The organism is Ralstonia sp. 22111 (assembly GCF_052045895.1).
Taxonomy (GTDB): Bacteria; Pseudomonadota; Gammaproteobacteria; order Burkholderiales; family Burkholderiaceae; genus Ralstonia; species Ralstonia wenshanensis.
Map to the genome: position 1 here is coordinate 68,199 of NZ_JBQEPR010000008.1, position 25,803 is coordinate 94,001.

Here is a 25,803-nt window from a genome sequence, read left to right on the forward strand (position 1 = left end):
GCGGACTGGTAAGCAACCGCGATGCCCTGTCGAACTTCCGACTCGCCGGGGCGGAGACTCCTCTTGGAAAAAAACGTACAACGCAATCTGGGCGCCTGGGCATTGATGCTGACCGGGCTGGGCTCGATCATCGGCTCCGGCTGGCTGTTCGGCGCCGGCCACGCTGCAAAGGTGGCGGGCCCCGCTGCCATCTTCACCTGGATCATCGGCGCCGTCGTCATCCTGGCCATTGCCCTGACGTATTCCGAACTGGGCGCGATGTTCCCGGAATCGGGCGGCATGGTGCGCTATGCGCGCTACTCGCATGGCTCACTGGTGGGCTTCGTGGCGGCCTGGGCAAACTGGATCGCCATCGTCACCGTCATCCCCATCGAGGCCGAAGCCTCCATCCAGTACATGAGCAGTTGGCCGTGGCCCTGGGCGCAGTCGCTCTTCCAGCACGGTGAGCTGACGCCGCCTGGGCTGGTGCTGTCGGCCGTGCTCGTGGTCGTGTACTTCCTGCTGAACTACTGGGGCGTGAAGGTGTTTGCCAAGGCGAACAACGCCATCACGATCTTCAAGTTCATCATTCCGGCCGCGACAGCGGTGGCGCTGGTTGCAGCCGGTTTCCACCCGGGCAACTTTGGTGGCAGCTCGGCCGCGAATGTGGCGGGACAGGGCTTCGCCCCGTACGGCTGGTCTGCGGTGCTGACCGCCATTGCCACCAGCGGCATCGTGTTTGCGTTCAACGGTTTCCAGAGCCCGATCAACCTTGCGGGCGAGGCGCGCAACCCGGGCCGCAACGTGCCTATCGCGGTGATCGGTTCGATCCTGCTGGCCGCGGTGATCTACGTGGCGCTGCAGGTGGCCTTCCTCGGTGCGGTGCCGCCTGAGTCGCTCGTCAATGGCTGGCACGGCATTGATTACCACTCGCCGTTCGCCCAACTGGCGATTGCGCTGAACCTGAACTGGCTGGCCATCGTGCTGTACATCGATGCGTTCGTCAGCCCGTCGGGCACCGGCAGCACGTACATGGCCACCACCACGCGCATGATCTACGCGATGGAGCGCAACAACACCATGCCGGCCATCTTCGGCCGCGTGCATCCGCTGTTTGGCGTGTCGCGTCCGGCCATGTGGTTCAACCTGGCGGTGTCGTTCATCTTCCTGTTCTTCTTCCGTGGCTGGGGTGCGCTGGCGGCTGTCATCTCGGTGGCGACGGTCATTTCGTACCTGACGGGGCCGATCAGCGTGATGTCGCTTCGCCGCACGTCGCCGCAACTGCATCGCCCGCTGCGTCTGCCGGGGCTCTCGCTCATCGCGCCGTTCGCGTTTGTGTGCGCATCGCTCATCCTGTACTGGGCCAAGTGGCCGCTGACGGGCGAGATCATCGTGCTGATGCTGGTGGCGCTGCCCGTGTACTTCTACTACCAGGCCAAGGCCGGCTGGCCCGACTTCAAGACGGAACTCAAGGGCGCGTGGTGGATGATCGCCTACCTGCCGACCATCGCCGCGCTGTCCTACTGCGGCAGCACGGAGTTCGGCGGCCACGGCTACATCCCCTACGGCTGGGACATGGGCATCGTGGCGGTGCTCTCGCTGTTCTTCTACCACTGGGGCGTGGCCAGCGGCTGGCACACGCGCTATCTGGATGAAGTCGAACACGTACATGACGACGTGCAAGCGCACGACACCAAGCGTGCGCCGCGCGCCGTGCCGCAACGCGCCTGATACCGCTTTGCTCGTAAGAAAAAACGCCCGACCGGTTCTGCCGGCGGGCGTTTTTTTCGTTGGAGCAGTGATGCCGTAGCGAGAACCTCAGCTGCTAAGGTTCAGACGGCGCCTTGGCCTGACCCGGCCTTGATGAAATCGATGAACGCCCGGAGCGGCGCCGGAACGAGCCGCCGTCCCGGGTAGTAGAGATACGGCCCAGGGAACGGCCGCCACCAATCCTCGAGCACGGGCTCGAGCGCCCCGCTCACAAGATGCGGGCGCAGCCAGTCTTCGTAGAGGTGGACGATGCCGACGCCGGCGACGGCGGCATCCACGACAAGATCGGTCGCGCCACCAATACGGACGAGCAGCGGGCCAGATGGGTCCACGTTGACCACTTCACCATCACGCTCGAATTCCCACGGCGGCATGGCGCCGCTCGCAAACCGGCCGCGCATGCAGGCGTGGCCGAGCAGGTCGCGCGGATGCGTGGGGCGACCGCGTCGATCGAGATAGCCGGGTGCGGCTGCCGTCGCGAACCGCTGCGTTCGCGGCCCGATCGGAACGGCGATCATGTCCTGTTCGAGCCGCTCGTCATAACGGATGCCTGCATCGCAGCCGGCGGCCAGAATGTCGACAAAGCTTTCTTCGGCCACGACCTCAAGCCGGATCTCAGGATAGGCTTCGAGGAATCCGGGGATGACGGCAGGCAGCACAAGCCGCGCGGCGCTCATCGGCACATTGAGCTTCAGCGTGCCGGCAGGTCTTTCGCGGAAATTGTTGACCACGTCCAGCGCGGCTTCCACCTCGCTCAAGGCGGGCCGCAGGCGGGTCAGCAGGCGCTGCCCCGCTTCGGTGGGTGAAACACTGCGCGTCGTGCGGTTCAGCAGGCGCACACCAAGCTGCGATTCCAGCCGCCGCACGGCCTCGCTCAGCCCGGATGCGCTCGCGCCCATCAGCCTTGCACCTTCGCGAAAGCCCTTGGCCTGCGCCACCGCCACGAAGGCATTCAGGTCACCCAGATCGACTTGCATTGTTCGCCCTCTCGCACAACCCGTGCGGATTATGCCCACTTATCGAGCAGCGAGCTTGCGCCTAACCTGCCGTCACCTCGTCTTTCACACAGGAGTGTGACCATGTCTCCCATCCTTCAATCCGGCACGTTTTCCATCGGCGGCCACCAGGTGCACCGTCTCGGCTATGGCGCCATGCAGCTCGCTGGCCCAGGCGTTTTTGGGCCGCCCAAGAACCGCGACGCCGCGCTTGCCGTATTGCGCGAAGCCGTTGCCTCGGGCGTCAACCATATCGACACGAGCGACTTCTACGGCCCCCACATCACGAACCAGTTGATCCGCGAAGCCTTGCATCCGTATCGCGACGATCTGCTCATCGTCACCAAGATCGGTGCCAGGCGCGACGCCCAAGGCGCATGGCTGCCGGCATTTTCAGCGCAGGCGCTGACCGAAGCCGTGCACGACAACCTGCGTAACCTGGGCGTGGATGTTCTGGACGTGGTGAACTTGCGGATCATGTTCGACACGCACGGCCCGGCCGAAGGATCGATCGAGGCGCCCCTCTCGGCCTTGGCCGAGCTGCAACGGCAGGGACTCGTGCGGCATATCGGGCTGAGCAACGTCACGGCCAACCAGATCGCACAAGGGCGCCGGATCTGCGAGATCGTCTGCGTGCAGAACCACTACAACCTCGCCCACCGAAGCGACGACGGGCTGATCGACACGCTGGCCGCCGACGGCATCGCGTATGTCCCGTTCTTTCCGCTGGGCGGGTTCAGCCCGCTGCAATCATCCACGCTCAACGCTGTGGCAGCGCGGCTCGGTGCAACACCGATGCAGACGGCACTCGCCTGGCTGCTGCACCGGTCGCCGAACATCCTGGTGATTCCGGGCACCTCGTCGGTCGCCCATCTGCGTGAGAACCTGGGCGCGGCGACGATAACGTTGCCGGAAGATGCGATGCGCGACCTCGACGCCGTCGCGCTTTCCACGGACGAGGCCGCCTGATTTTGTGCAAACGACCAACGGGCCCTTCGGTCATCATCGAACGCGATCGGTACCCGCCGTCTGCGCCGCTGCTACGCCGCCTTCATCAGCCCTTCCATCGCCTCGCGCACATAGGCGATCAGGTCCGGGCCCATCCACGGGCTGGCGGATAGCTCGGGCTCGCGCTCCATTGCCAGTCGCACCTTGGCTTGCGTTTGCGGATCGTCCCCCGCATACGAACGGAACAATTCGATCCAATGGCGCGCGAGCTGCTGCATGGCAGGCGCATGCGCCGGCGTGCCCTTGGCCAGATGCTGGCGCACCTCTGCAATCAAGGTCGGCCACTCGTTGGCGCGCTTGCCGAAGTTCTCGCGCATGAACTGCAGCTCTTGCGCCGACAGATACTTCGCATAGATCGCCAGCTTGGTTTCGTTGGCCGCCTCCATGATGAAGTCGAGCATTTCCAGGCTGATGCCGGTGCGCTCCTGCAACGCCGGCTCGTTGATGTGCATTTTGTGCAGCTTGGCCGAGAGGATCGGGTCGAGCGCCGCATCCTGCGCGAGCAACGCCATCCACTGCTTGGCGAGCGCCTGCGCCTCGCTGCTGCGTGAAGGCACCTGGCGCGTCATTGCATCCTGCACGATCGACACCAGCGCCGCCCACCGCTCATGACGGGCCGTATCGGCATCGATGCGTTCGGCACGGGCACGTTCTTCCTGCGAAAGATATTTGTCGTACATGGTCATCCATTCCAAGGTTGTGAGCCACTCGGTCAATTCGGGCTCCTCTTGGCGCACGAGCTGGCCGTGCAGCCGCGACAACCGATCGCGCAGTACGCTGGCTTGCGTGATCTGCTGATCGAGCATCGCAATCTGCCGTTCCACGATCGTGGTGAGGGGAATATCCGGATTGGCCAGGAAAGCTCCGACATCGGCCAGCGACATGCCGAAGCGCCGCAACGCCTGGATCTGGTGCAGGCGCGCGACGTCGGCCTTGTCGTATAGCCGGTAGCCGCTGTCGGAGCGGGCCGAAGGCGTGAGCAGGCCGATGGTGTCGTAGTGGTGCAGCATGCGCACCGAGAGGCCGCAGCGTTTGGCGAGATCGCCCACTTTCAACAACATGGTGGCTCCTGTCTTCTGGCTTGGACACAGGCTAGGACCTCACACAATGTGAGGGTCAAGCACGGCGTGAATGGATCGCAATGAACGGCGCCCCCGGGAAGACGCAGGCGGGTCCAGCATTCTGGACCAGTCCCCTCTGTGGTGGGGACCATGCGCCGCGAACCCGCGCCGCTGCGTGCGTCACAAAAAGTTCATTCAACTCTGTGTTCAGCGGGTCGTTTAGCGGAATGTCCGATCTTGCGTCTGCCGCCAACGTCATGACTTTCTCACCGCTTCCCTTGCCCGCGGGCATTGCGCCCGAGATGCTGCGCACGGTGTTCCAACCGATCTTCCGCCTATCCACCACCGAGGTGCTCGGCTACGAAGCGCTGCTGCGCGGGCCGGTGGGTTCGGCCATGGAGTCACCCGCAGCGCTGTTTGGCGCAGCGTCGGACACCGCGGGCACGATTGCCCTGGAGACCACTGCCGCGCGTCTGGCCATCGCCAATTTCTCGACGATGCGGCTGCCGGGCAAGCTGTTCCTGAACTTCAGCGCGCTGGGCGTACGCCAGTTACTGGAAGACCATGCCCGCCTGCTGCATGCCATTGCCGACCACGACCTGCACCCCTCGCGCATTGTCATCGAACTGACCGAGCAGACGCCCATCGACGATCTGACCAGCTTTGCCGAGGCACTGTCGGTAGCACGCGACTTTGGCCTGCAATGCGCGCTTGACGATTTCGGCACGGGCAATGCCAACCTGAACCTGCTGATCGAACTCACGCCCGACTTCATCAAGCTCGACAAGTATTTCCTGCGTGACATTGCCAAGCACCCGGCCAAGCTGGACATGGCACGCACACTGCAACAGACGCTCAAGGGCGGCGCCACCAGCATCATTGCCGAAGGGCTGGAAACTGAAGACGAACTGGGCGTGGTGCGCGACCTGGGCATCCGCTTCGGGCAGGGGTTCTTCCTGGCGCGTCCACAGGACAAGCCGGCGAGCGACATGTCGAGCCACGCCGCGCGCGTGCTGCAGTCTTCGCAGATTGCGGTGTTTCCGCAGGCCGTGCGCGTGGGCTGGCGCGCCATCACGGCCAGCAAGCTGCTTCGCGTCGCGCCCACGCTGCCCTTGCGCAGCAGCAATGACGACGTGCTGCATCTGTTCAACCGCCACCCTGATCTGCACGCCATGGCGCTGCTCGATGAAGACGAGCGCCCGCTGGCGCTCATTGCGCGCCGCGCCTTTATCGACCGCTATGCGATGCCGTATCACCGCGAGCTGTACGGCAAAAAGCCAGCGCTGGCGTTTGCCAACCGGCAGCCGGTGCTGGTGGAAAAATCCGCTTCGCTGGAAGACATGTCGGCGCTGCTGATGAGCGAAGACCAGCGCTACCTGACCGACGGTTTCATCATCACCGAACATGGCCGCTACCTGGGCCTGGGCACCGGTGAAGAGCTTGTCCGCACCGTGACGGAAATCCGCATCGAGGCCGCGCGCTACGCCAACCCGCTCACGTTCCTGCCAGGCAACATTCCGTTGAACCTGCACATTGAACGTTTGCTGGAAGCGCGCGCGGAGTTCTACGCCTGTTATGTGGACCTCAACCACTTCAAGCCCTTCAACGACCAGTACGGCTATTGGCAAGGTGACGAAATGCTGAAGATGGCCGCCGCGGTGTTGGCTAACGCATGCGAGCCCACACGGGATTTTCTCGGCCACGTGGGCGGCGACGATTTCCTGATCCTGTTTCAGAGCGCCGACTGGCAGGCGCGCATCACGCAAGCCATGGCAGCGTTCAACGCCAACGCGCTCGCCATGTACACGCCAGCGGACCGCGCGGCGGGCGGCATCCATGCAGAAGACCGCAAGGGCCTGCCCACGTTCTTCCGCTTTGTGACCATCGCGGTGGGCGCGCTGCACGTATATCCCGGTGCGGCACACAACAGCGATGACATCGGCACCGCCGCAGCCCTGGCCAAGCGGCGTGCCAAGCAAAGCGAAAACGGCTTCCATCTGGAAGCCATGCGCCCTGCCCCTGCCGTGCGGGCCATCGCATGACACCGCTGAGCCCACGCTACGCCATCGCCGGAATCAGCCCCATCAGCGCGGCCTTCACCACGGCATGCGTCTTGTTGGCGGCGTTGAGCTTGATGATGGCGTTGCGGATGTGGAAGTTCACGTTGCGCTCGGTCATCTCCAGGATGGCCGCGACTTCGGCCGCCGTCTTGCCTTCGGCCGTCCAGTGCAGCGTCTGGCGCTCCACCTCTTTCAAACGCGTGGCGGCATCGGGCAAGACTTTTTCGGCCATCAGCGTGCTGAGGCTGGCGTGCGCGCGCTGGCTCAGCCAGATCATTTCGGGCTCGCTCGCGGCCAGCTCATCTTCGGTGATGGGCGTGGCGCGGCGCACCAGGCTGAAGGTACCGAAGATGCCGGTGTGATCTCGTATGGTGTGCGACCAACCGTGGTTCAACCCATGGCGGCGCGCGTCGATCCAGAACGGCGCGTCTGCGGTGGCGATGCTGGACCACAGCGTTGGCTTGATGCAGCGCTGCCCGAACTGCAAGACCGGGTCGACGGCCAAATAGCCGCGCAACCGGTAATGCTCGCACCAGGGCTCCGGATAGGTGCTCCAGCAGATGGTGTTGAAGCGCGTGATCGGAATCGCTGCACGCAGGGCGTAGGCGCAATAGTCGAAGCCGAGCAGAACCACCGCCTTTTGCAGGCAGCGGATGACTGCATCGGCATCGCGCGGGGCAGTCAACTCGCGCAGCAATGCCGCCCGCCAGGATATTGCGCAGCCATGCGGCACTTGGTTGTAAACGCCCATTCCCTCGGCCTCCAGAGCCCCCCCCTAAATCGCCATGCCCGCGCCCATTCCCGCTTATCGGCTTTCGTTATTTCAAACGGGCGGAGAGCGTGGTCAGTCTTGCGTTTTACCAAGGGCAATCATTGGCGTGCTGAAACTATACCTAATCCGAAACGAATTGCAGACCACGCATAGCCAATGCAATTAGTAGATTTTCTCGAATACAGGAATAGCGCAATACAGAAATAAATGAATTGATTGCCAAACACTTTTGCGCAAAACAACATTCATTATTTAAATCTGCTTTTTATATACGGCATACCCGCCCTCGACATTGCAAGCTGGCTACAGGGGCCAGCTTTTTTTACAACGCCGGGGTAGGCCGAATTCGTACCGTCGGCTTCCGCCAATGCAGGTTGCGGGCGGCATAGGTGCGCCTCGCAGCGCATGACACGCTTGCCGTATTGAAAACGCCGCAAAGCGGGCGCCGACGCCACTTCCGGATGGTGCGCAAACGCGACACCCAGCAAGGTTTGCACCGCGGAGGCGCGGCAAAACGCCGCAGTAAAAATAACAATAACGCCTTCGCACGTGCAGTTTGACCGACGTCCGGAAAATTTGACGTGTCAGATTTACACGTGCGTGTGGCGATTCGCTACCACGGCAGCGAATTAGGGCAAGAACGGCATTCTTATTGGGGTTTCACAGTGTCAGTGAAACCCTTACAGTCTGGTCCGCGACTCGCCCTCTCGATGTAGTCGAGGCCCCGACAAGAAACACGACGGTACGAAGCAACAGGGTTTTCTGGCGCGTCTTTATCTTCGTCACTCCCCCGGTTTGTGGCGCTTTTTTCAAATCCGGATTTCCCGGAATTGGCGGAGCTTTGCCCAAATTCATAAAAGTGACGCGGACTGAATGCGGCGGTTATCCCCGCCCCACTGACCCATTTGCATAGGAAGTCCCGTTTCATGCGCTCCACTCTGATTTCTCTTGGCCTTGTCGCCACCGCAGCCCTCGGTCTGTTCTCTGCTGGCGCCCAGGCCAACTGCGTTGCCAATCCGCCCACGCAGTCCAACACGAGCTTCCCCGCCAGCCTGACCGGCAAGCTCGCGTATCACAGCTACGTCAGCTACGGCGACGGCACCAGCCAGATCTTCATCTACGATTTTTCGGCACGCACGCTGCAGCAGGTGTCGAAGGCGGCCTGGGGCATCCAGGACCCGATGAATGCGGTGTTCAGCCCCGACGGCAAGTGGATCGCCTTCATGGGCATCACCAACAACGCGTGGAACGTGTTCTTCTGGCAAGTCGGTTCGACCAACATGCCGATCAACCTGACCAACAGCACCGGCCAGACGCGCAATGAAGATCCGAAGTTCAGCACCGACGGAAAATCGCTGTTCTTCAAACAGAACGGCGATGTCATGCAGGCTGCGCTGTCGTACACCAGCTCGGGCCCCGTCTTCACCTCGACGGTGAATTTGACGCGCACCGCACCGACGCTGGAAAACTCGATGCCGTTTGCGACGCCGGACGGCACGGCCGTCTACTACACCACGGGCACGGGCTCGGGCATGGGCCTTTACAAGCAGACCGTGGGCAGCACCACCAAGGTGGCGTTCGACACGCCCACCGGCCTGGCGACGTACTACCCGATCGTGCGCGCCGACGGCACCGTCTTCTATGCCCGCTGGCATGACGCCACGAGCCAGGCCGACCAGATCTACACCAAGGTCAACCCGAGCGACACACCCAACCAGCTCACGCTCAACGACTGCAACAGCAACAACTCTGATCCGTCGCCCGTGAACGGCACGAACTACGTGTTCTTCTCGTCGACGAGTGCGGGCGGCTACCAGCTCTACCTGGGCGACGCGAGCAACGGCCAGCGCTGGAGCCTGTCGCAGTTCGGGGTGAACTCGGACACGACCAAAGCCAAGCTCGGTTCGAACTACTACCCGGGCACGCCGACGGCCGCTGCACAGGCTGTCACCCTGCTCTCGCAGGGCAAGCCGGCCAGCGCGTCCACCAGCTACAGCGCCAGCTTCGGCCCGGCCTACGCGTTCGACGGCAACACCACCAACACACGCTGGGATTCGGTGGAAGGCGTGGCCGGCGCGCAATGGCTGATGGTCGATCTGGGCTCGACCCGCACCATCACCGGCGTCGACCTCTACTGGGACGCTGGCGCCAAGGTGTACTACATCCAGACCTCCAACGACGGCGTGACGTGGACGAACATCTACTCGACGTCGAGCGGCGCTTCGTGGGGCCACACTTCGCTGGCCAACCTCAAGGGCAGCGGCCGCTATGTGCGCATGTACGGCACGCAGCGCGCCACGCAGTGGGGTTACTCGCTGGATGAGATGCAGGTGTGGGGCTACTAAGCCGCAGCCCCCGCATCAGCATCGTCTGACATGACAAACGCCCCGCTGGCTTCGGCCATCGGGGCGTTTGTCATTGGTCATGGAGTCGACGAGCGGCCCGCATTGGGACCTACCCCTAGATTGTCAAAAGCTGAACATTCAGCATGGGTACGACTCGGCACGATGGCGTCTCCGCACCACGCCAGAGGATCATGATGCCCTCCCGCACACCCCCGAAGACGCCTGCGCACGGTATGAGCCGGCGCGATTTCCTGACGCTAGGCACCGCCGCCGCGGGCCTCGGCGCGCTGGGCCTGAGCCTGCCGGAAGGCGCACAAGCCGCCGCACGTGCCGCCGACGCCAACTGGCATGCCGGCCAGCTCGCGCATCTGATTCCCGCGGCCAGCCACGACCGCTTTCTCATCAAGGCTTCGTTCCAGGCGCCACTTGCACGTGCGCCGTGGCTAATGGTCAACGGCAAGCGCGTCGCCGGCGAGCAAACCGATACCGCCGGCCGCTTCTGGCGCTTCGATGCGCGTGGCCTGCAGCCCGCCACGCAATACACGCTGCGCATTGTCGATGCGGCCGGCAAGCCGCTGGCCGACGCGTGGCCGCTGCGCACCTTTCCCGCGCCCGATGCCACCCCCGCACGTCTGCGCATCCTGGCCTACACCTGCGCAGGCGGCTACGATGGCCCGCCGGTGGCCGGCAAGACCGCGTGGCTGGACATGACAGCGCGCCGCCGCCTGCTCGCGCGCGGCATGTCGTTCGCGCCCGACACCGTCATCGCCAACGGCGACCACATCTACTGGGATCTGCAGACCTCGCAGAACAAGCCGTTCGCCCGCCAGGTGCGCGAACTGATGTGGGCGAAGTTTGGCGGCGCGCTCGACACATCGGTGCCGATGTCGCACCCGAAGAACGAAGCCATCTTCACGCGCGTGTGCGACTACCAGATCAGCGGGCTGTACGGCACCACGCTGCGCTCCACGCCCGCGTACTTCCTGACCGACGACCACGATACCTTCGAAAACGACGAGTTTGACGACAAGGTCGCCACCCTGCCGCCGGAGCCGTACGGCCTGGTCGGTGCAGAGTTGACGCAACATCGCTACTACCCCGAATTTCTGCCCGACGCGAACCGCCCCGTGTGGCTGCCCGGCGGTGACAAGGCCGGCATGCCCGCCGACACCAACAGCGCCTTCGGCACGCTGCGCTACGGTGCGCTGCTCGAAGCCGTGCTGTACGACTGCCGGCGCTTTCTCGACAACAAGGGCATCCACGCACGCGTGGTACCTCAGTGGGTGGAAGACTGGCTCGTGGCACGTACGCGCGCCGAAGACACCGCGCATTTTTTCCACGTGCCTTCGCTGCCATTTGCGTATTCCTCGGGCAAGCTGGGGGACTGGTACCCGGACCTGCTCGACAGGAAGACCGGCCGCCTCGTTGCCAACCAGCCCAAGCCCGGTTGGCAGGCCGGCTGGCACACGCAGCACCAGCGCCTGGTGGCGGCGCTGGCCGAGCAGAAGCAGCGCGCGGCCGTGATCGTGCAGGGCGACTTCCATGCATCGGCAGCCGGGTCGATGTCGCGCTCGGGCGATCTGGCATTCGCCCATCCAGTGCATACAGTCATGACAGGCACGCTGGGCACCGGCGACCTCGCCTTCCCGTCGGCATTCCGCAGCATCGAGACCACGCCGGCACTGTCCGTCGCCATGCAGGAGGCGCTGCGCCCAACCGAGAAAAACGGCTTTACCATCATCGACGTGACGCCCGAGAAGATGACCTTCTCGCTGTTCATGTGGCGCCCGCCCGAGCCGGTGGAAGCCATCGATACACTGCAGCCGGCCCTGGTGTACGAGGTGCCGCGCCTGGCTTGAGGTGCCAGCGCAACAACAAGGAGACGCATGGCGAAGATCTGCATCGTGGGGGCCGGCTCGATCGGCTGCTATCTGGGTGGCCGTCTGCTGGCGGCCGGCGCCGATGTTTCGCTGGTCGGCCGCGCGCGCATCGGCAACGAGCTGCGCGCGCACGGTCTCACCTTGACGGACTATCGCAACGGCCGCTGGCAAGTACCGCCGGCTGACGTGCGCTACGTGACGGATCCCGGCGCTCCCGCCGATGCCGATCTCGTGCTCGTCACGGTCAAATCTGCCGCCACGCAATCCGTCGCCGATGAACTGAAGCCCGTGCTACGCGCGGGCGCCATCGTCGTCAGCTTCCAAAACGGGCTTGGCAATGCCGACGTGCTGCGGGCCACTCTGCCGCAGCACACTGTGCTAGCAGGCATGGTGCCCTTCAATGTGATGCAGCCTGGCCCGGGCGCTTTCCATCAAGGCACGGGCGGCGAGCTGGAAGTGGCAGCGTCGCCCTTGCTGCAGCCGTTTCTCGGCGATTTCCTCCGCGCGGGTCTGCCGCTCACGGAACGCACCGACATGACGGCTGTGCAGTGGGCCAAGCTGCTGCTCAACCTGAACAACGCCATCAACGCACTGGCCAACCGGCCGCTGAAGGAAGAGCTGTCGCAGCGTGTGTACCGGCGCTGCCTCGCGCTGGCGCAGATGGAAGCGCTCCGGCTGCTGTCCCGCGCGGGCATCCAGCCCGCCAAACTGACGCCGATACCGCCGACGTGGATTCCACGCCTGCTCGCCACGCCCGACGCGGTGTTTGCGCGGCTGGCCGGCAAGATGCTCGCCATCGATCCGCTCGCGCGTTCGTCCATGTCCGACGATCTGGCCGCCGGGCGCAAGACCGAAGTCGACTGGATCAACGGCGAAGTCGTGCGCTTGGCGGAGCGCCTCGGGCAACGCGCGCCGGTGAATGCGCAACTGTGTGCGATGGTGCATGCTGCCGAATCGGCCGCCACGCGCCCGAGCTGGTCGGGCAACGATCTGCTGGCGGCCTTGGGGGCGTCGAGCTAGGGGCGGCGGGTTAGTCGGCGCCGGCTTCGCTGGCGCCAAGCAACAGCGCCATGTCCTGAATCTCGATGTGCCCATAGCGCAGGCGGATCGCACCGAGCTTGACCAGCGCCTGCAGCTCCTTGCTGAGCGTCTGCCGGCTGATGCCCAGCATCATCGCCAGCGCGTCTTGCGAGGTGGAGATGCTCGCGCGGCCTTCTGCCGATTGCGACACGTCGCCGTGCGCGAGCGAAGCAATACGCCGCGCCACGCGCGCCCGCGTGCCGTGCAACGCCGCACTCGCCAGCGAGCCATACGCCAGGCGCAAGCGCGTCGCCACCAGTCGCGCAATCGCTCCGGCAAATGCAGCGTCGCGCATCAATGCTTCAAAGCGCGCCACGCTCACCCCCAGCACGTCCGAATCTTCCAGCGCGATTGCGCAATGGCCGCGCGGTTGTTGATCAAGCGTTGACACCCCACCAAACCAGTTGCCTGGCTCCACCAACGTGAGGATGGCCTCGTCTCCGTCGGCATTGAAGATGGAGAGCTTGAGCGCGCCACTGGCCACGCCAAAGAATGCGTGCGAACTGGCGTCCATCGGATCGCCCTGGCGAAAGAGAAATGCACCGGCGGCGATGTGCAGGGGCACCGTGGCTTCGAGTAGCGCGTCGGCAACGTGCGGAGGGAGGCTCCGGAACCAGGGGTTGGCGGCAAATGCGTTCATCACGATTCAGTTTCCGCCGCTCAGCGCCGGCGCCCTAACACCCACCCAACCGACAGCACATAGCGGCTGCCACCCACCACGCGCGTCACGCTGTGCTCGCACGCATCGGGGCGGAACAGCTTGATACGCCGCGACTGGAAGATCGGGCTGGCGCAAACGAACTCGCCGCCGGCCCGCGGCGACTTCAGCACGATGTTCAGCCGATAGTGCCGGCCGTTGGTGACGGGGTCGGTATGCGGCGGAATTTCCGAACCGTCCGGATAGCGGATCAGGTAGCTGTCAAACGGGATGGGCCACGGCGCGGTAGCCAGCAGCATCTTGTCGTAGCCGGTGCCCTGGCGGCCGCGCTGCCAGCGAAAGGCGGTGCTGAAGAATGCACGCAAGGAAGACATGGAAACGAAGCAGCCCGATGGAATCCGGGCATGGTAGCCGGGAACTATCGGCGCTTGTCGAATTTCTGCCAGTATCCGAACGGCTCCTGGTGGCACTCGTAATCCAGCTCGGCCACGCGCGTGTGCAGGCGTTCCTGCGCCTCCTGCACGGCAAGGTTGTAGACCACCGGGCCGATCTCTTCCAGAAAGAAACTCAGCAGCGCACCGGCCTGGATGTTGCCGATGCGCTCGTCCATCTGCTCGTTGAAGTAGCGCTGGATGGATCGAACGGCTTCTTCGCGGACGTCGCGGTCAAGTTCGATGGGCATGCGAGGGGCCGGTGGTGGCGGATGAAACCGCCAGCTTACTGCCCGCGGCCATACGCATCCAGCAGCTTGAGCGTGACACCGTTGGTCCAGCCGAAGCCGTCCTGCAACGGATACTCACCCCCGCCGCCACCCGTGCCCGTTCCATCGACGATGTATTTCTCGACGAGCTTCTGCTGGCTGGCATAGAGCTGCTCCACGCTGCCGAGAAAGCGCTCACCGATCGCCTGCGCAAGCGGCTGCCAACCGTATCGCTGCGCCCCGCGCAGTGCGATCCATTGCAGCGGCGCCCAGCCGTTGGGGGCATCCCATTGCTGGCCGGTCTTGAAGGTCGTGGTCGACAACCCGCCCACCTGCAGCAGCGCCTGCTGGGTCCATTGCAATGTCTTCCACGCGCGGTCTGGGCGTGCAGCGCCCACAAACAGCGGATAGGTCATCGCGGCGGACTTGTTGTCGCGAATGCGGCCGAGCTGCCAGTCGTAATCGGCGTAGTAACCGGCCGGGTGCCACAGGTAGCGCTCGATGGCGACGGCACGTTTTCCGGCGCGCACGGAGTATTCCACCGTGCACGCAAAATCGCGCGCCGCTGTACAGCCGCGCGCAATCGTCTTCTCAAGCTGGAACATCAGGCTGTTCAGATCCACCGGCACGATGGACGTCGTACGGATGGTGCCCAGCGTGGCGTTGTCGCCAAACCAGCGCGAACTGAAATCCCATCCGCTTTCTGCCGCCGCACGCAGGTCGCGCCAGACTTCGTTGGCGGGGCGTGCGGGTGTTTGCTGCGCGGTGGTCACGTCTTGCAGATACGACTCGGGGCGCGGGGTGTCCTGGTCGTCCCAGTAGCGATTGAGCACAGTGCCGTCGCGCATGACGACGACGTTGCTGCTTGCCTGCCCGGCAGGCGTGGTGGTGGCGCCGCGCATCCAGTACGCATATTCCTTGCGCAGTTGCGGGAGGTAGCGCTTGAGCGCCGCGTCGCCTTCCTGCTGCGCGGCCAGCTCCACCATCAACGCAAAGAACGGCGGCTGGGAGCGGCTCAGGTAGTAGGTGCGATTACCGTTCGGGATGTGGCCGAACTGGTCGATGGCATAGGCGAAGTTGTCGAGCATGTTGTCGACTAGGTCTTCGCGGCCGGCCTCCTGCAGGCCAAGCATGGTGAAGTAGGTATCCCAGTAATAGCCCTCGCGAAAGCGGCCGCCGGGCACCACGTATGGCTTGGGTAGAGGAATGAGCGAGCTGTTGTCAGGCGCGCTGGTCGTTGTGCGTGTGAGGGCCGGCCACAGCCAATCGATATGCGCGCGCAAGGATTGCCCCGCGGGCGGCGTCACCGGCGTATCCACCGGTGGCGTGAAGTACTGGTCGACGAACGCCTTGAGCGAGAAGCCCGGCACGCCCTTCTGTGCCTGATACGCCTGGAGGATGACGGCCGGCGCGGCCTTGGGCACCGCATCGACGAACGTCTTCTGATCCGGATACACCTGCGCCGTCTGCACCGCCACGAACAACTCGCCATAGAGCTTGTCGGGCGACGGCGGCAGTGCGGCACCCACGCCCACATCGGCCAACGCGGACGAGGCCGCCAAACCAAACGCCAGCCATGCGGCAACGTTCGCCACACGGCGCCGGATCAAAAAGTGAGCCTGTCGATGCATCGTCATCTCCTGCCTGGTTGACGGAAAGCCAGTCCAGAAAAGGAGACACCGACAGCGTTGTCAAATCGACAGGTTTTGCGCAAAACGGCGGCGTGCCCAAGCGGCAGGAATGGCGCCGTATCAGGCTCTGCGGGCAAGCAATTTGCTGATGGGCGGCGATGCCTCGATCGCTCATTCGAGCACGCGTTGCCAGAGAGCGCTATGCGTGCACGACCTCGTAGCGCATCTCGACGAAGGTGTTCTTGTAGGGCACGGCGGAAGTGAGCTTGAGCGCGGGCTGTACGATGCGGCGTGGCAACAGCGGCAGCCCGGTGCCCAGCGTGACAGGCATCACCTGCACGATCAGTTCGTCTAACAGCCCTGTATCGAGAAATTTGCCGGCGAGTTCACCGCCGCCAACGATCCACAGATTGCGCCCGCCGGCTGCGGCGAGCATGTCGCGGTGCACGGGCGCCACTTCACCATGCACGAAGCGGACGTCTGCGCCTTGCACCGCCGGCAGCGTGCGCGATGTGAAGACCCACGCAGGCTGCACGTAAGGCCATGGCTGGGCTTGCCCCTCGGGGCCGGGCTTGGCCAGTTCGCGAAGCAGCCATTCGTACGTGGACGCACCCATCGCCAGCGCGCCCACGTCGCGAATGAAGCTGTCGTAGCTCGTGCCTTCCAGCGAACCAAACTGCATCAGCCAATCGAGCGAGTGATCCGTCGTGGCGATGAAGCCGTCCAGGGTCGCCGCGGCGTAGTACTGCGTTTTCGACATGTCGCCTCCCGTTGATAGTCAGGAGCGAAATGCTACGTCGTTCGGATTGCCGTTCCCTTGCGCGCCCGACGGGTCAGGGCTGCAAGACGTGCTTTCCGGAAACACCGCACAGGACGATCAACGCTTCGGCCCAAGATCGTCCACGGCATGTCCGCCAGCGGGCTGTAACGCAGCTTCGGCGGCATCAACCTGGGTGGGCTCGGCATCGATGGTCAGCAGAAAGCGCCCGCCGATCACGACGTTCTGGAATTTGCGCTCGTAGGTCTCGGCGTTCTCGCCGCCGGGCTCGTAGTCGCCGCAAAGGAAGTTGCCGCACAAGGCACCTGCCTCGTCACCCTGATGCGACAGCGAGACGCGCTCCAGGGTGAGGCCGGTATTCAATACGGCTTCGCGGGCCGCCTCAGCAGCGACATGGTCTGTGAAGATGCGGACGATGGTTGGCATGGGGGTTCTCCTCGTCGTGGTGAACCCAAAGTTGACGCATCGGCCGTGCCCATCGACACGCCGGACGAGGGCGTTCAGAACAACGCCATCTGCCGCATCCCAAACCCGATCGCCTCCTCGACCCGCATGCGTGCGTGCGTGAGCGACCCCTCGATGCCCGAGAGCGTACCGGCGAGCCAGCGGTAGAGCAGCGGTGCCTGACCGCGCGGGCTCAGGTGGATTTCACCGAGCTTCTTGCCGCGCTTGTCGCGGTAGTAGTGGGAGCGGTAGCCGCGTTCCCAATGGGTGATTGGGCCGCGCCATCGGCGCAAGCGGCGGGGTTTGGTGGGGGAAGTGTCGGCTGGCGATGCCGACGCCGGTTCCTCCCAGCCGAAAGCGGGTTTGGCGAACAGCGGCAAACCTTCCAGATCGGGGTAGAAATCCATCGTCGTATGCTCAGCTAGCCGCGCCGCCGCAGGCTTTGCGGACAAACACGGCGCGTAGCCCGCATGATACCTGGGTTTGTGGCAGACAGCACGTGCAAACGGCCTAACGGCGGGCATCGGAACAACGTTGCGCACGCCGGCCGGTCAGCGCTTCGGTATGATTGCCGCTCCCAGTCTCATGACACGCAGCTATCGACCGGTACTTAGCATGAAGAACGCCTTTAACACGTTGATGACACCCCGAATTGCCTGCACCCTGCTGTTGGCGGCGAGCTTCGCCACCCAGGCTCACGCTCAGGAAGGCGCGTTCGCACCGCTGCTCCGCCATCTGGCGGATCGCCTGGTCACCGCCGATCAGGTTGCGCTGAGCAAATGGGACAGTGGCCAGTCGGTCTACGACCCGGCGCGCGAAGCCAAGGTCATCGCCAATGCCTCGGCGCAGGCGCCCGCCTACGGCCTGGCGGCCGCGGACGTGAGCGATGTCTTCACAGACCAGATCGAGGCGAACAAGGAAGTGCAGTACGCCCTGCTGAACGACTGGCGCCGGGCCGGTGCCGCGCCCACCGCGCAGCGGCAGAGCCTGCCGGATGTGATTCGCCCCAAGCTCGATGGGCTGCAGAAATCCATTCTGCAAACGTTGCACGATGCTGCGCCGGCGCGCCGGCAGGCGGATTGCCCCGTACAGGTAGCGAAGGAGATCGGCAGAGTGTCGCAGGAGGAATCGCTCGACACCCTGCATAGGATCGCTCTAGACCGTGCAACGGCAAGGCTCTGCACCACCCGCTGAGCCCCTGAAAAAAACGGCGCGGTCCTGAAAGGGCACGCGCCGCAGCATCCGTCACGCTTATCTGAGAAATCAGGGCGTGGGCGTCCAGCTCGCGCCGTTGCCATCCTTGAAGCTGGCGAACACCTTGGCGGTGGTGTTGAGCCCACTCAAATCAATGGCGCTGGTGGCGTATTGGGTATCCCGACCCGACATGCTCAACGCATTGCCGGCCGCGTCCATGCTCAGCCATTCACGCCATCCCGCGGTGGCGGTTGGTGTTCCGGGGTAGGGTGCCATGGCGCCGTTGGTGTTCGGATCTTGCCAGCCGCCGCTTGCAATGTGTGTGCCCATCTTCGTGCTGATGTACGCCGCTGTGTCGCAATACAGTTGAGCATTGCCCAAACTGCCGGTGCCGGTGTACTGCTGGGTGCAGTAGCTGTTCGCGGCCTGGGTGGCACCGGTCAGGGATCGGGCGAGATAGGTGGTCGCGGCAGGCACCGTAGCATCCGCGGTCAAGGCGCTGTTGAGCACCACGAATCCCGGGTAACCCGTGGCCGCACGTGCCTGAATGATGGCGTTGGCGCTGTAGCTGCCGCCCGACCCGGCGATCGGGTCAAACGTCGTATGCAGCTCGCTCTGCTCGAACAGTGCTGCATAGGGCGAGCCCCAGATGAAATCAACGTTTCCGGCAATGTAGGACTTGTAGTACCAGACCCAGCCCTTGGTCTGGATCGTATCCTGCGCGCTAAGGAAGTTCATGAAACTTGCCACCATGCGGCTGGCGGTCAGGGTCGAGGTGTTGTAGTAAAGCGCTTCGGCCTGGTTGTTGAAGTTCGACTGTCTGACGTGCGAGTTCTGCAACGTGAAGTTGGTGAGCTTGAGCAGGTCGGAACCTTCCACCAGAAGGACGGATCTTCCGCCTCCCAGGGCGCGCCGGGTGCCGCTGCCTTCCGTCGTCAGCGTTGTGGCCGGTGCCGCCTTGCTGCCGCCGGTGCCTGGGTTGTAAGACTCTGAATTGTCCTGATAGACGATGGTGCCCGCCTGGCTCTGGCCCGAGATCGTCAGGTTATTCACGTTGCGCAGGAACAGCTGCTCGTTGTAGCTGCCATCCTGGATCGTGATCGTCTTGCTGGCCGACGCGTTCGCGCTGCTGTTGCGCATGATCCAGTCGAGCGCACCCTGTACGGTGCGGAAGTCCGCCGTGCCGGTGCTGGCGACGGTCACGGCCGTCTGGGATGCCGGGGCCGCCTTGGTCGTGAAGGTCCACGCGGTAGGCGAGGTGATGCCCGCAAAGGGGATACCGTTCATCTTGCCGGCCAGTACACCGTTGTCGATGGTGACGTAGTACTTGGTGCCGTTGCTGAGCATGTTGTCGTGCAGGCGGATGGTGGCCGTGTTACCGGAAATCGTGACCGGCGTGTAGTACACATACCGCCACTGGGTCAGCCCGGTGTTGTTGCCCAGCGTGTCGATCTCGGTGTTGGCGGCCGGCATATAGGTCTGCGTTTCGCCGCCGGCGGTGACCGGTGCACCGCTGATATCGATCTGGTCGACCTGCGCACCCGTCGTGGCGTTAAAAACCTTGATCAAGCCGGTCGCACCCAAGATGGGGGTGCCATCAAAGCTGAGTTGCAGCCGCGTGTCGACATAGGCGGCGGTTTCTCCGTTGGCGGGAACCAACCCGACCGCGTTCGTCGAGCCTGACGACGAACCACCAGAAGACCCCGCTCCGCCGGCAGCCGGCGCAACCGTCACTGACGTACTGCAACTGCCCTGGGCCGCACAGCCCGACACCCCTTCGCCGGATGTCGAGACAGAACTGGTGAGGCTACCGGCGGTTGTGGCCGTGGCCGTCAGGGTGACGGTCGCGGCGGCTCCGGCTGCGAGCCCGGGCGGGATCGTGCACGTGAGCGTGCTGACTGCCGGCCCGCATGTTGCACCCTGCGCGTTCACCGCGATACCACCGACGTTGCCTGGCACGCTGACCACCAGCGAAACGGTATCCCCGGTGGCGCCGCTTCCGTTGTTCACGGCGGTGATCGTCCAGATCACCCTGTCCCCAACGGCGGCGCTCGTCTGGCTGGAGGTCTCGGACACATTCACAGAAGCGAGGCTGGCCGTTGTCGCCGAGCCACCGCTTCCTCCGGTGGTGGCGCTGGCAGTGTCGGCGCCACCATCTCCGCCGCAGCCCGCCAACAGCAGTGCCGGCAGGGCTGCAACCACAATTGCGCGCTGGAACGTTCTTGTCATTGTTGTCTCCTCTTCTTCTTTTTGGATGAGCGGAACCCAGTTGCGCTCAATGAATCGACATCGGCGCATTCACTGCGGGGAAGTCCACAAACGCGGCCGAGCAGTCATAGGGCGCCGGGGTTGCCGCCCGGTTGTCGAAGATGTGGACGTGGTTGATGTCCTGCCCCGCGAGCAGCAGGCTGGCAAACGACACCGGCCCCGAACCCATCGTCAACTCCGCATAGGACGGCACGGAATTCGTCAGCTTGGTCGTTGCCCAACCCGGCAGAGAATCAAAGACCACGTTGTCGAAGACGACGTTGTAGAGATAGTTGAACTGGCCCTGCGACTGGTAGCCGCGCAGCAGTAAGGCTGCGTTGGCGCCGTCATAGACGGAGCCGGCCACATCCAGGTAGCGGAAATTGCGCACCGTGATGTCATGAAGGTTCGGGTAGAGCGCCTTGGCCGAGCCGGAAGCGTCGCCGTAGTACGGGTCCATCACAATCGGCTGTTGCAGACGCCGTGCGCACACACCGTCAACCGTCACATTCTTGACTTCACCGCCACGGCTATCGTCGGTCTTGATGCGAAAGCCGCTGGTGGCGCCCATGTCGAAACCGTCGATAGTCAGGTCGCGGATCGTGATGCTATTCATGCCGCTGTCGGTTTCGCTGCCGAGCGACATGCCATGCGTGAAATAGAAGCGGTTGTGCAGGATCTGCACGTTGGAAACGGGGCCCGTGGTACTGGCGTGCGACTTGATGGCGATACCGTCGTCGCCATTGCTGATGTGGTTGAACGCGATGAGCACGTTCTGCGATTGACCCGGGTCGATGCCGTCTGTGTTTTTGACGGTGGCAGGCGTAAAGCACGTGCTGGGCGTGGTGGTATTGGGCGAACCTGAGACGACCGGCATCGTATTGGCTGCGCATTGGTAGCCTGCCACGGAGTATTCGAGCGAGGGCGTCAGGATCTTGGTGCCCCAGGCGGTCACCCCACTGACGCCGCTCGTGACAACGTGGAACTTCGGCGCGTTCTGCAACGTAATCCGATAGAGGCTGAAGTTGCTCCCGCCATTCACCTGGATCAGGCGCGGGTTGTTCTGACTGGCGTTGCTCATGGTTTTGGTCAGCGCGCCGACATCCCACCACGTGAGCTTGTTGGCATACAGGCCGGAGGTGAGCACCTCGCCGCCGCGGCCGTCGATCACGCCGTCGCCGACCACACCGTTACCATTGGGCGTCGTGGTGATGAGCGCGTTGCAGCCGTTATCGCTGCTGGCGGTTTCGCCGCAATTGTTCTTACCGCTGATCTGGTAGTCAGACGGCTTACGTGAGGCGAACAGTGTCACCCCCGCATCGACCCACAGCGTGACTGACCCCGGCAAGACGATCGGGCCACTGAGGAAAGCATTTTGGCCTTGGCTTCCCTTGACCAGCTTCACCGCTTGTCCGGCAGGACAACCGTTGATGGCCGCCTGAATGTTGGCGGTGTCGGGCTCAGAGTTGGCCGGCGGCGCATCCACCGACGCGTCGAGCAGCCCCTTGCTGTTCTTGGTCAAGGTGGCGCTCAAGGTCGCGCACACCGTAGTCGGTAGCGACGGCTCCTTGCCCTGCACGGCCGGATCCGAAAGCGCCGTGGCCGGCCAGAGCGCAGAGGAAGTTGTCGTAGATGTACCGGTGCCGACTCCAGGGCCGGTTCCAGGGCTGGTGGCGACACCACCGCCGCTGCTGGCGATGTTGCTGCTGCCATCACCACCCCCGCAGCCGGCCAAAGCAAGGCTGACAGATAGGCAGATCAGGCCGATGCAGGCACGCGCTGGCCGCACCGCTATTGAATGGGTCATCGTGTTGTTCTCCTCGTTTGCTTCGTATGGGTGTGAATTCAGCGCGCGTGCAAGCCGCTCGCAGACGGAACCGCACGCGTTTGGCGGAGGCAGGCGCGCGTGGGAATACGAACGCCGAATGGGCGGATCAGCACGCGCCGGTGTTGCGCTGCAATGTGCGTCGTGAAGACGCGAAAAGCGTATGGGCGCGTGTTGGCGCCCACCGCCGGTGGCGGGGGTATTGCATGCGTCTCCTCTCTGCTTTTTGTATTGGCATCTACCGGAGGACTGCATCGTTGCGAGCAGGCATGTCCGCAGGGAGCCAATTTCTGATATATCAAAATCTATTAATTGATATATTAGAAGTCAAGGCAGGGTTTTCCCGGCAAAGGCGTAGGGCCGGCAAGACAAAAAAAAGCCGGCCCCTTGGGACCGGCTATTCGAGGAGATGCAGCGCCGAGGTCTACGTCAACCGAGATCCACCGGCACGAAGATCTTCGTATCGTCACGCTGCACCAACAGCGCGACATGCTTGCCGGCGCGATCCACCAGCGTGCGCAACTCCTGCACCGATGACACCGGCGTGCCGTTGAGCGACAGGATCACGTCGCCGGGCTGGATGCCGACCTTGGCCGCCGGGCCGGTTACGTCCATCACCACGAGGCCGCCAGGCAGGCCGTTCTGCCGCTTCTCTTCCGGTTGCAGCGGACGCACCGCCAAGCCCAGACGGCCTTGGTCGGGCGCAGCCTTTTCACTGGACGCCACCTTGGCGTCCTTGGCGGCACCCACGGTCACAGTCAGCGTGGTCTGCTTGCCCTGGCGGATGATCTGCAGCGGGACGGTGGTCCCAGGCTTGATGTCGGCCACCTGTTCGGGCAGATCACCCGACCGGTCGATACGTGCATCGCCAATCTGCAGGATCACGTCGCCTGGTTGCAGGCCTGCCTTGGCTGCGGGGCCGCCGTCTTCGACCGAGTTGACCAATGCGCCTTCGGGCTTGGGCAGCTTGAAGGAGTCGGCAAGCGACTGGTCGACCTCCTGCACCGCCACGCCCAGGCGGCCACGCGTGACCTTGCCGGTCGACACGAGCTGCTGCTCCACCTTCATCGCCACATCGATCGGCACGGCAAACGACAAGCCCTGGTAGCCGCCGGTCTGGCTGTAGATCTGCGAGTTGATGCCGATCACCTCGCCGCGCTGGTTGAACAGCGGGCCACCCGAGTTGCCGGGGTTCACGGCCACATCGGTCTGGATGAACGGCACATAGGTATCGTCCGGCAGCGAGCGCGACTTGGCGCTCACGATGCCCGCCGTGACGGTGTTCTCGAAACCGTACGGCGAACCGATGGCCAGCACGGGCTCACCCACCTTGGTATTGGCTGGGCTCCCAATTTGCACCACCGGCAGGTTCTTGGCCGAGATGCGCAGCACTGCCACGTCGGATTGCTTGTCGACGCCCAGCACCTTGGCCTTGAACTCGCGGCGGTCGGTCAGCTTGACGTTGACCTCTTGCGCGCCATCCACCACGTGGGCGTTGGTCAGGATCAGCCCATCGGCCGAGACGATGAAGCCCGAGCCCAGACCGCGCACGATCTGGTCGCCGCGCTGCTGCGGCATCTGCGGCATGAAGTGCTTGAAGAATTCGGAGAACGGATCATCCGGGCTCATGCCGGGCGGCAGACCCTGCATGCTGGTGCGCTGCGCATGCGCGGTGGTGCTGATGTTGACCACCGCCGGGCCGTAGCGATCGACGATGCCGGAGAAATCCATGGGCGCCGCAACAGCCACCGCAGCTGCGCCAGGAGCGGGCGCGGTGGTTGCCGCTGCGGTGGCCACGGGTGCTGCCACCGCGCGCGAAATCATGTCTTTTTGAAGATAGGCATAGCCGCCTGCAACGGCGACCACAGCGGCCAGGCCAGCCGCACTGCGTGCCAGGGTTTGACGCGTCATTGTCGTGTCCTCTCTTGCTGAGCACGAGGGTCACGGCCTGCGGAGTCGCCTGTCGTGCCCATCGGTTGAAGGCATCGTAGGCGGGCAGACTTAAACGAGACTTAAAGGTGCAAGGCGCACGCGCGCATCACACGAAACAAAATGTTTCTACGCGCTGGCCTTGAATGGAAAGCGCAGCACCACGCGCAAGCCGCCACCCTCGCGCGCTTCCAGCGCAAGGGCGGCGTCGTGCGCCTGCGCAATTTCGCGGACGATGGCGAGCCCCAGGCCGCTGCCGCCCGTGGGCGCCTGCGCAGGCCGATAGAAGCGATCGAGCACGCGTTCGCGTTCTTCCGCAGGGATGCCGGGGCCGTTGTCCTCCACCACGAGCTGCGCGCCACCGTCTGGCGTATGTGCCGTCGACACATCGACGCGCGCCCCGGCCGGACAGTATTTCAACGCGTTGTCGACAAGGTTCACAAGCAGCACACGCAGCGCATCGGTATTGCCCATGACCGAAGCCGGCTGCGACTCCACCGCAATCCCCAAATCAATGCCCTTGTGCACTGCCGCCGGCGACAACTCGGCAACCACGTCGGCCGCCACGGCGTCTAGCGCAACGGATGCGCGTTGCGTATCGGCGGCGCCAGGCTCCTGCCGCGCGAGCGTGAGCAACTGGCCGACGAGACGGATCATGCGTTCCACACCCCGATGCAGATCAGCATGTGCGGCGCGGCGTTCGTCTTCGTTCTCGGCGCGGTCGGCCACCTGCAACTGCAGCTTGAGGGCGGCCAACGGTGTACGCAGCGCGTGGGCGGCGTCGGCAACGAACGCGCGCTGGTGCGCGAGCGCGGTGCCGAGTCGCGCAAGCAGATCGTTCAATGCGTTCGTCAGCGGGCGGATCTCGTCAGGCAGGCCCTGCGTGGGCAACGGCGACAGCGCGGCCGCATCACGCGCCTGCACCTGCTTGGCCACAGAGCCCAGCGGCGCCAGCCCACGCCCGACGGCAAGCCACACGATCCAGCCCAGCAGCGGCAACAGGATCAGCAGCGGCGCCGCCGTGCGCAGCGCCATGCGCGCCGCCACCTCGTGCCGCGCGCTGTATGGCTGGGCGATCTGCACCACGGCGGGCCCGAACGCAACGCTGTAGATGCGCCATGGGCCTTCCGGCGTATTCGCGTCTGAGAAACCCAGCTCCGCCTGGTCCGGCAGATCGGGACGCGCGTGCGAGAGATACAGGCTGCGCCCGGTGCCGTCCCAGATGCGGATCACGACATCGTCGTCACGCGCAATGCCGGCCAGCGCCGGCGGCGGCGGGTCGATCCACTGGCTCGGCAAGGCGGCGGCCACCTGCTGCATCTGGTAGTCGAACAGCGCGTTGGCCTCCTGGCGCGCCTGCGCGTAGATCAGGCCGGTGGCGATGACAATGCCCGCCAGCAGGCCGCCGGCCAGCCACCACAGCAGGGTTTTACGAATCGATTGCATG

The 25,803-nt window shown here is 64.1% G+C and carries 21 protein-coding genes; 7 read left to right on the forward strand and 14 right to left on the reverse strand.

Annotation, left to right across the window (positions count from 1 at the left end; all coding sequences use genetic code 11):
- Positions 1 to 63 precede the first annotated feature (63 nt).
- Positions 64 to 1,710, forward strand: coding sequence for an APC family permease (locus tag ACTJK4_RS19390; RefSeq protein ID WP_260803438.1), 1,647 nt, complete (start codon positions 64 to 66; stop codon positions 1,708 to 1,710).
- 101 nt (positions 1,711 to 1,811) lie between these two features.
- On the opposite strand, the gene ACTJK4_RS19395 is transcribed toward ACTJK4_RS19390, so the two are convergent.
- The gene (locus ACTJK4_RS19395; RefSeq protein ID WP_440818712.1) at positions 1,812 to 2,726 is read right to left on the reverse strand and encodes a LysR family transcriptional regulator; all 915 of its coding nucleotides are present in this window, start codon (positions 2,724 to 2,726) and stop codon (positions 1,812 to 1,814) included.
- Positions 2,727 to 2,828: 102 nt separating this feature from the next.
- On the opposite strand from ACTJK4_RS19395, the gene ACTJK4_RS19400 reads away from it, so the two are divergent.
- A complete protein-coding gene (locus ACTJK4_RS19400) occupies positions 2,829 to 3,713 on the forward strand; it encodes an aldo/keto reductase family oxidoreductase (protein WP_440818713.1) in 885 nt (294 codons plus the stop codon).
- A gap of 71 nt (positions 3,714 to 3,784) precedes the next feature.
- Here the strand turns inward: ACTJK4_RS19400 and ACTJK4_RS19405 are convergent, their stop codons facing one another.
- Positions 3,785 to 4,813: a MerR family transcriptional regulator gene (locus ACTJK4_RS19405; RefSeq protein WP_440818714.1), complete on the reverse strand. Its 1,029-nt coding sequence runs from the start codon at positions 4,811 to 4,813 to the stop codon at positions 3,785 to 3,787.
- Between the two features lie 227 nt (positions 4,814 to 5,040).
- Between ACTJK4_RS19405 and ACTJK4_RS19410 the strand changes: the two genes are divergently transcribed.
- Positions 5,041 to 6,855, forward strand: coding sequence for a phosphodiesterase (locus ACTJK4_RS19410; protein ID WP_322018018.1), 1,815 nt, complete (start codon positions 5,041 to 5,043; stop codon positions 6,853 to 6,855).
- A gap of 16 nt (positions 6,856 to 6,871) precedes the next feature.
- Here ACTJK4_RS19410 and ACTJK4_RS19415 read toward each other — a convergent pair whose 3' ends face one another.
- Positions 6,872 to 7,624 carry an autoinducer binding domain-containing protein gene (locus tag ACTJK4_RS19415; RefSeq protein ID WP_316869119.1) on the reverse strand — a complete coding sequence of 251 codons (753 nt, stop codon included), beginning with the start codon at positions 7,622 to 7,624 and terminating at the stop codon, positions 6,872 to 6,874.
- Between the two features lie 947 nt (positions 7,625 to 8,571).
- On the opposite strand from ACTJK4_RS19415, the gene ACTJK4_RS19420 reads away from it, so the two are divergent.
- The 3 genes from ACTJK4_RS19420 to ACTJK4_RS19430 all read left to right on the forward strand — a co-directional run bounded on the left by ACTJK4_RS19420 (position 8,572) and on the right by ACTJK4_RS19430 (position 12,890).
- A complete protein-coding gene (locus tag ACTJK4_RS19420) occupies positions 8,572 to 9,990 on the forward strand; it encodes a discoidin domain-containing protein (RefSeq protein ID WP_440077781.1) in 1,419 nt (472 codons plus the stop codon).
- Positions 9,991 to 10,181: 191 nt separating this feature from the next.
- Complete coding sequence (locus tag ACTJK4_RS19425; RefSeq protein ID WP_232038949.1) at positions 10,182 to 11,849, forward strand: alkaline phosphatase D family protein; 1,668 nt, start codon at positions 10,182 to 10,184, stop codon at positions 11,847 to 11,849.
- 27 nt (positions 11,850 to 11,876) lie between these two features.
- On the forward strand, positions 11,877 to 12,890 hold the full coding sequence (locus ACTJK4_RS19430; protein WP_440818715.1) for a 2-dehydropantoate 2-reductase: 1,014 nt from the start codon (positions 11,877 to 11,879) through the stop codon (positions 12,888 to 12,890).
- Positions 12,891 to 12,900: 10 nt separating this feature from the next.
- Here the strand turns inward: ACTJK4_RS19430 and ACTJK4_RS19435 are convergent, their stop codons facing one another.
- From ACTJK4_RS19435 to ACTJK4_RS19465, 7 genes are all read right to left on the reverse strand, one after another.
- Positions 12,901 to 13,590, reverse strand: coding sequence for a Crp/Fnr family transcriptional regulator (locus ACTJK4_RS19435; RefSeq protein ID WP_316869123.1), 690 nt, complete (start codon positions 13,588 to 13,590; stop codon positions 12,901 to 12,903).
- Between the two features lie 20 nt (positions 13,591 to 13,610).
- Positions 13,611 to 13,982, reverse strand: coding sequence for a 2OG-Fe(II) oxygenase (locus tag ACTJK4_RS19440; protein WP_322018013.1), 372 nt, complete (start codon positions 13,980 to 13,982; stop codon positions 13,611 to 13,613).
- Between the two features lie 44 nt (positions 13,983 to 14,026).
- Complete coding sequence (locus tag ACTJK4_RS19445; protein WP_440818716.1) at positions 14,027 to 14,290, reverse strand: DUF2164 domain-containing protein; 264 nt, start codon at positions 14,288 to 14,290, stop codon at positions 14,027 to 14,029.
- Between the two features lie 35 nt (positions 14,291 to 14,325).
- Positions 14,326 to 15,939: an alpha,alpha-trehalase TreA gene (gene treA / locus ACTJK4_RS19450; RefSeq protein WP_440818717.1), complete on the reverse strand. Its 1,614-nt coding sequence runs from the start codon at positions 15,937 to 15,939 to the stop codon at positions 14,326 to 14,328.
- A gap of 199 nt (positions 15,940 to 16,138) precedes the next feature.
- Complete coding sequence (locus ACTJK4_RS19455) at positions 16,139 to 16,699, reverse strand: dihydrofolate reductase family protein (protein WP_440818718.1); 561 nt, start codon at positions 16,697 to 16,699, stop codon at positions 16,139 to 16,141.
- A 117-nt stretch (positions 16,700 to 16,816) separates the two neighbouring features.
- Positions 16,817 to 17,143 carry a hypothetical protein gene (locus ACTJK4_RS19460; RefSeq protein WP_440818719.1) on the reverse strand — a complete coding sequence of 109 codons (327 nt, stop codon included), beginning with the start codon at positions 17,141 to 17,143 and terminating at the stop codon, positions 16,817 to 16,819.
- A 74-nt stretch (positions 17,144 to 17,217) separates the two neighbouring features.
- A complete protein-coding gene (locus ACTJK4_RS19465; RefSeq protein WP_232038942.1) occupies positions 17,218 to 17,568 on the reverse strand; it encodes a hypothetical protein in 351 nt (116 codons plus the stop codon).
- A gap of 208 nt (positions 17,569 to 17,776) precedes the next feature.
- Here ACTJK4_RS19465 and ACTJK4_RS19470 point away from each other — a divergent pair, with 208 nt between their 5' ends.
- Positions 17,777 to 18,355 carry a chorismate mutase gene (locus ACTJK4_RS19470; RefSeq protein WP_373407688.1) on the forward strand — a complete coding sequence of 193 codons (579 nt, stop codon included), beginning with the start codon at positions 17,777 to 17,779 and terminating at the stop codon, positions 18,353 to 18,355.
- A gap of 69 nt (positions 18,356 to 18,424) precedes the next feature.
- Here the strand turns inward: ACTJK4_RS19470 and ACTJK4_RS19475 are convergent, their stop codons facing one another.
- The 4 genes from ACTJK4_RS19475 to ACTJK4_RS19490 form a co-directional block, all read right to left on the reverse strand.
- Positions 18,425 to 20,653 carry a pectate lyase gene (locus tag ACTJK4_RS19475; RefSeq protein WP_440818720.1) on the reverse strand — a complete coding sequence of 743 codons (2,229 nt, stop codon included), beginning with the start codon at positions 20,651 to 20,653 and terminating at the stop codon, positions 18,425 to 18,427.
- Positions 20,631 to 22,409, reverse strand: coding sequence for a glycoside hydrolase family 28 protein (locus tag ACTJK4_RS19480; RefSeq protein ID WP_440818721.1), 1,779 nt, complete (start codon positions 22,407 to 22,409; stop codon positions 20,631 to 20,633). Before ACTJK4_RS19480 ends, ACTJK4_RS19475 begins: the two co-directional genes overlap by 23 nt.
- Positions 22,410 to 22,856: 447 nt before the next feature.
- Positions 22,857 to 24,338: a DegQ family serine endoprotease gene (locus ACTJK4_RS19485; RefSeq protein ID WP_414563131.1), complete on the reverse strand. Its 1,482-nt coding sequence runs from the start codon at positions 24,336 to 24,338 to the stop codon at positions 22,857 to 22,859.
- A 147-nt stretch (positions 24,339 to 24,485) separates the two neighbouring features.
- Positions 24,486 to 25,802: an ATP-binding protein gene (locus tag ACTJK4_RS19490; RefSeq protein ID WP_440818722.1), complete on the reverse strand. Its 1,317-nt coding sequence runs from the start codon at positions 25,800 to 25,802 to the stop codon at positions 24,486 to 24,488.
- Position 25,803 lies beyond the last annotated feature (1 nt).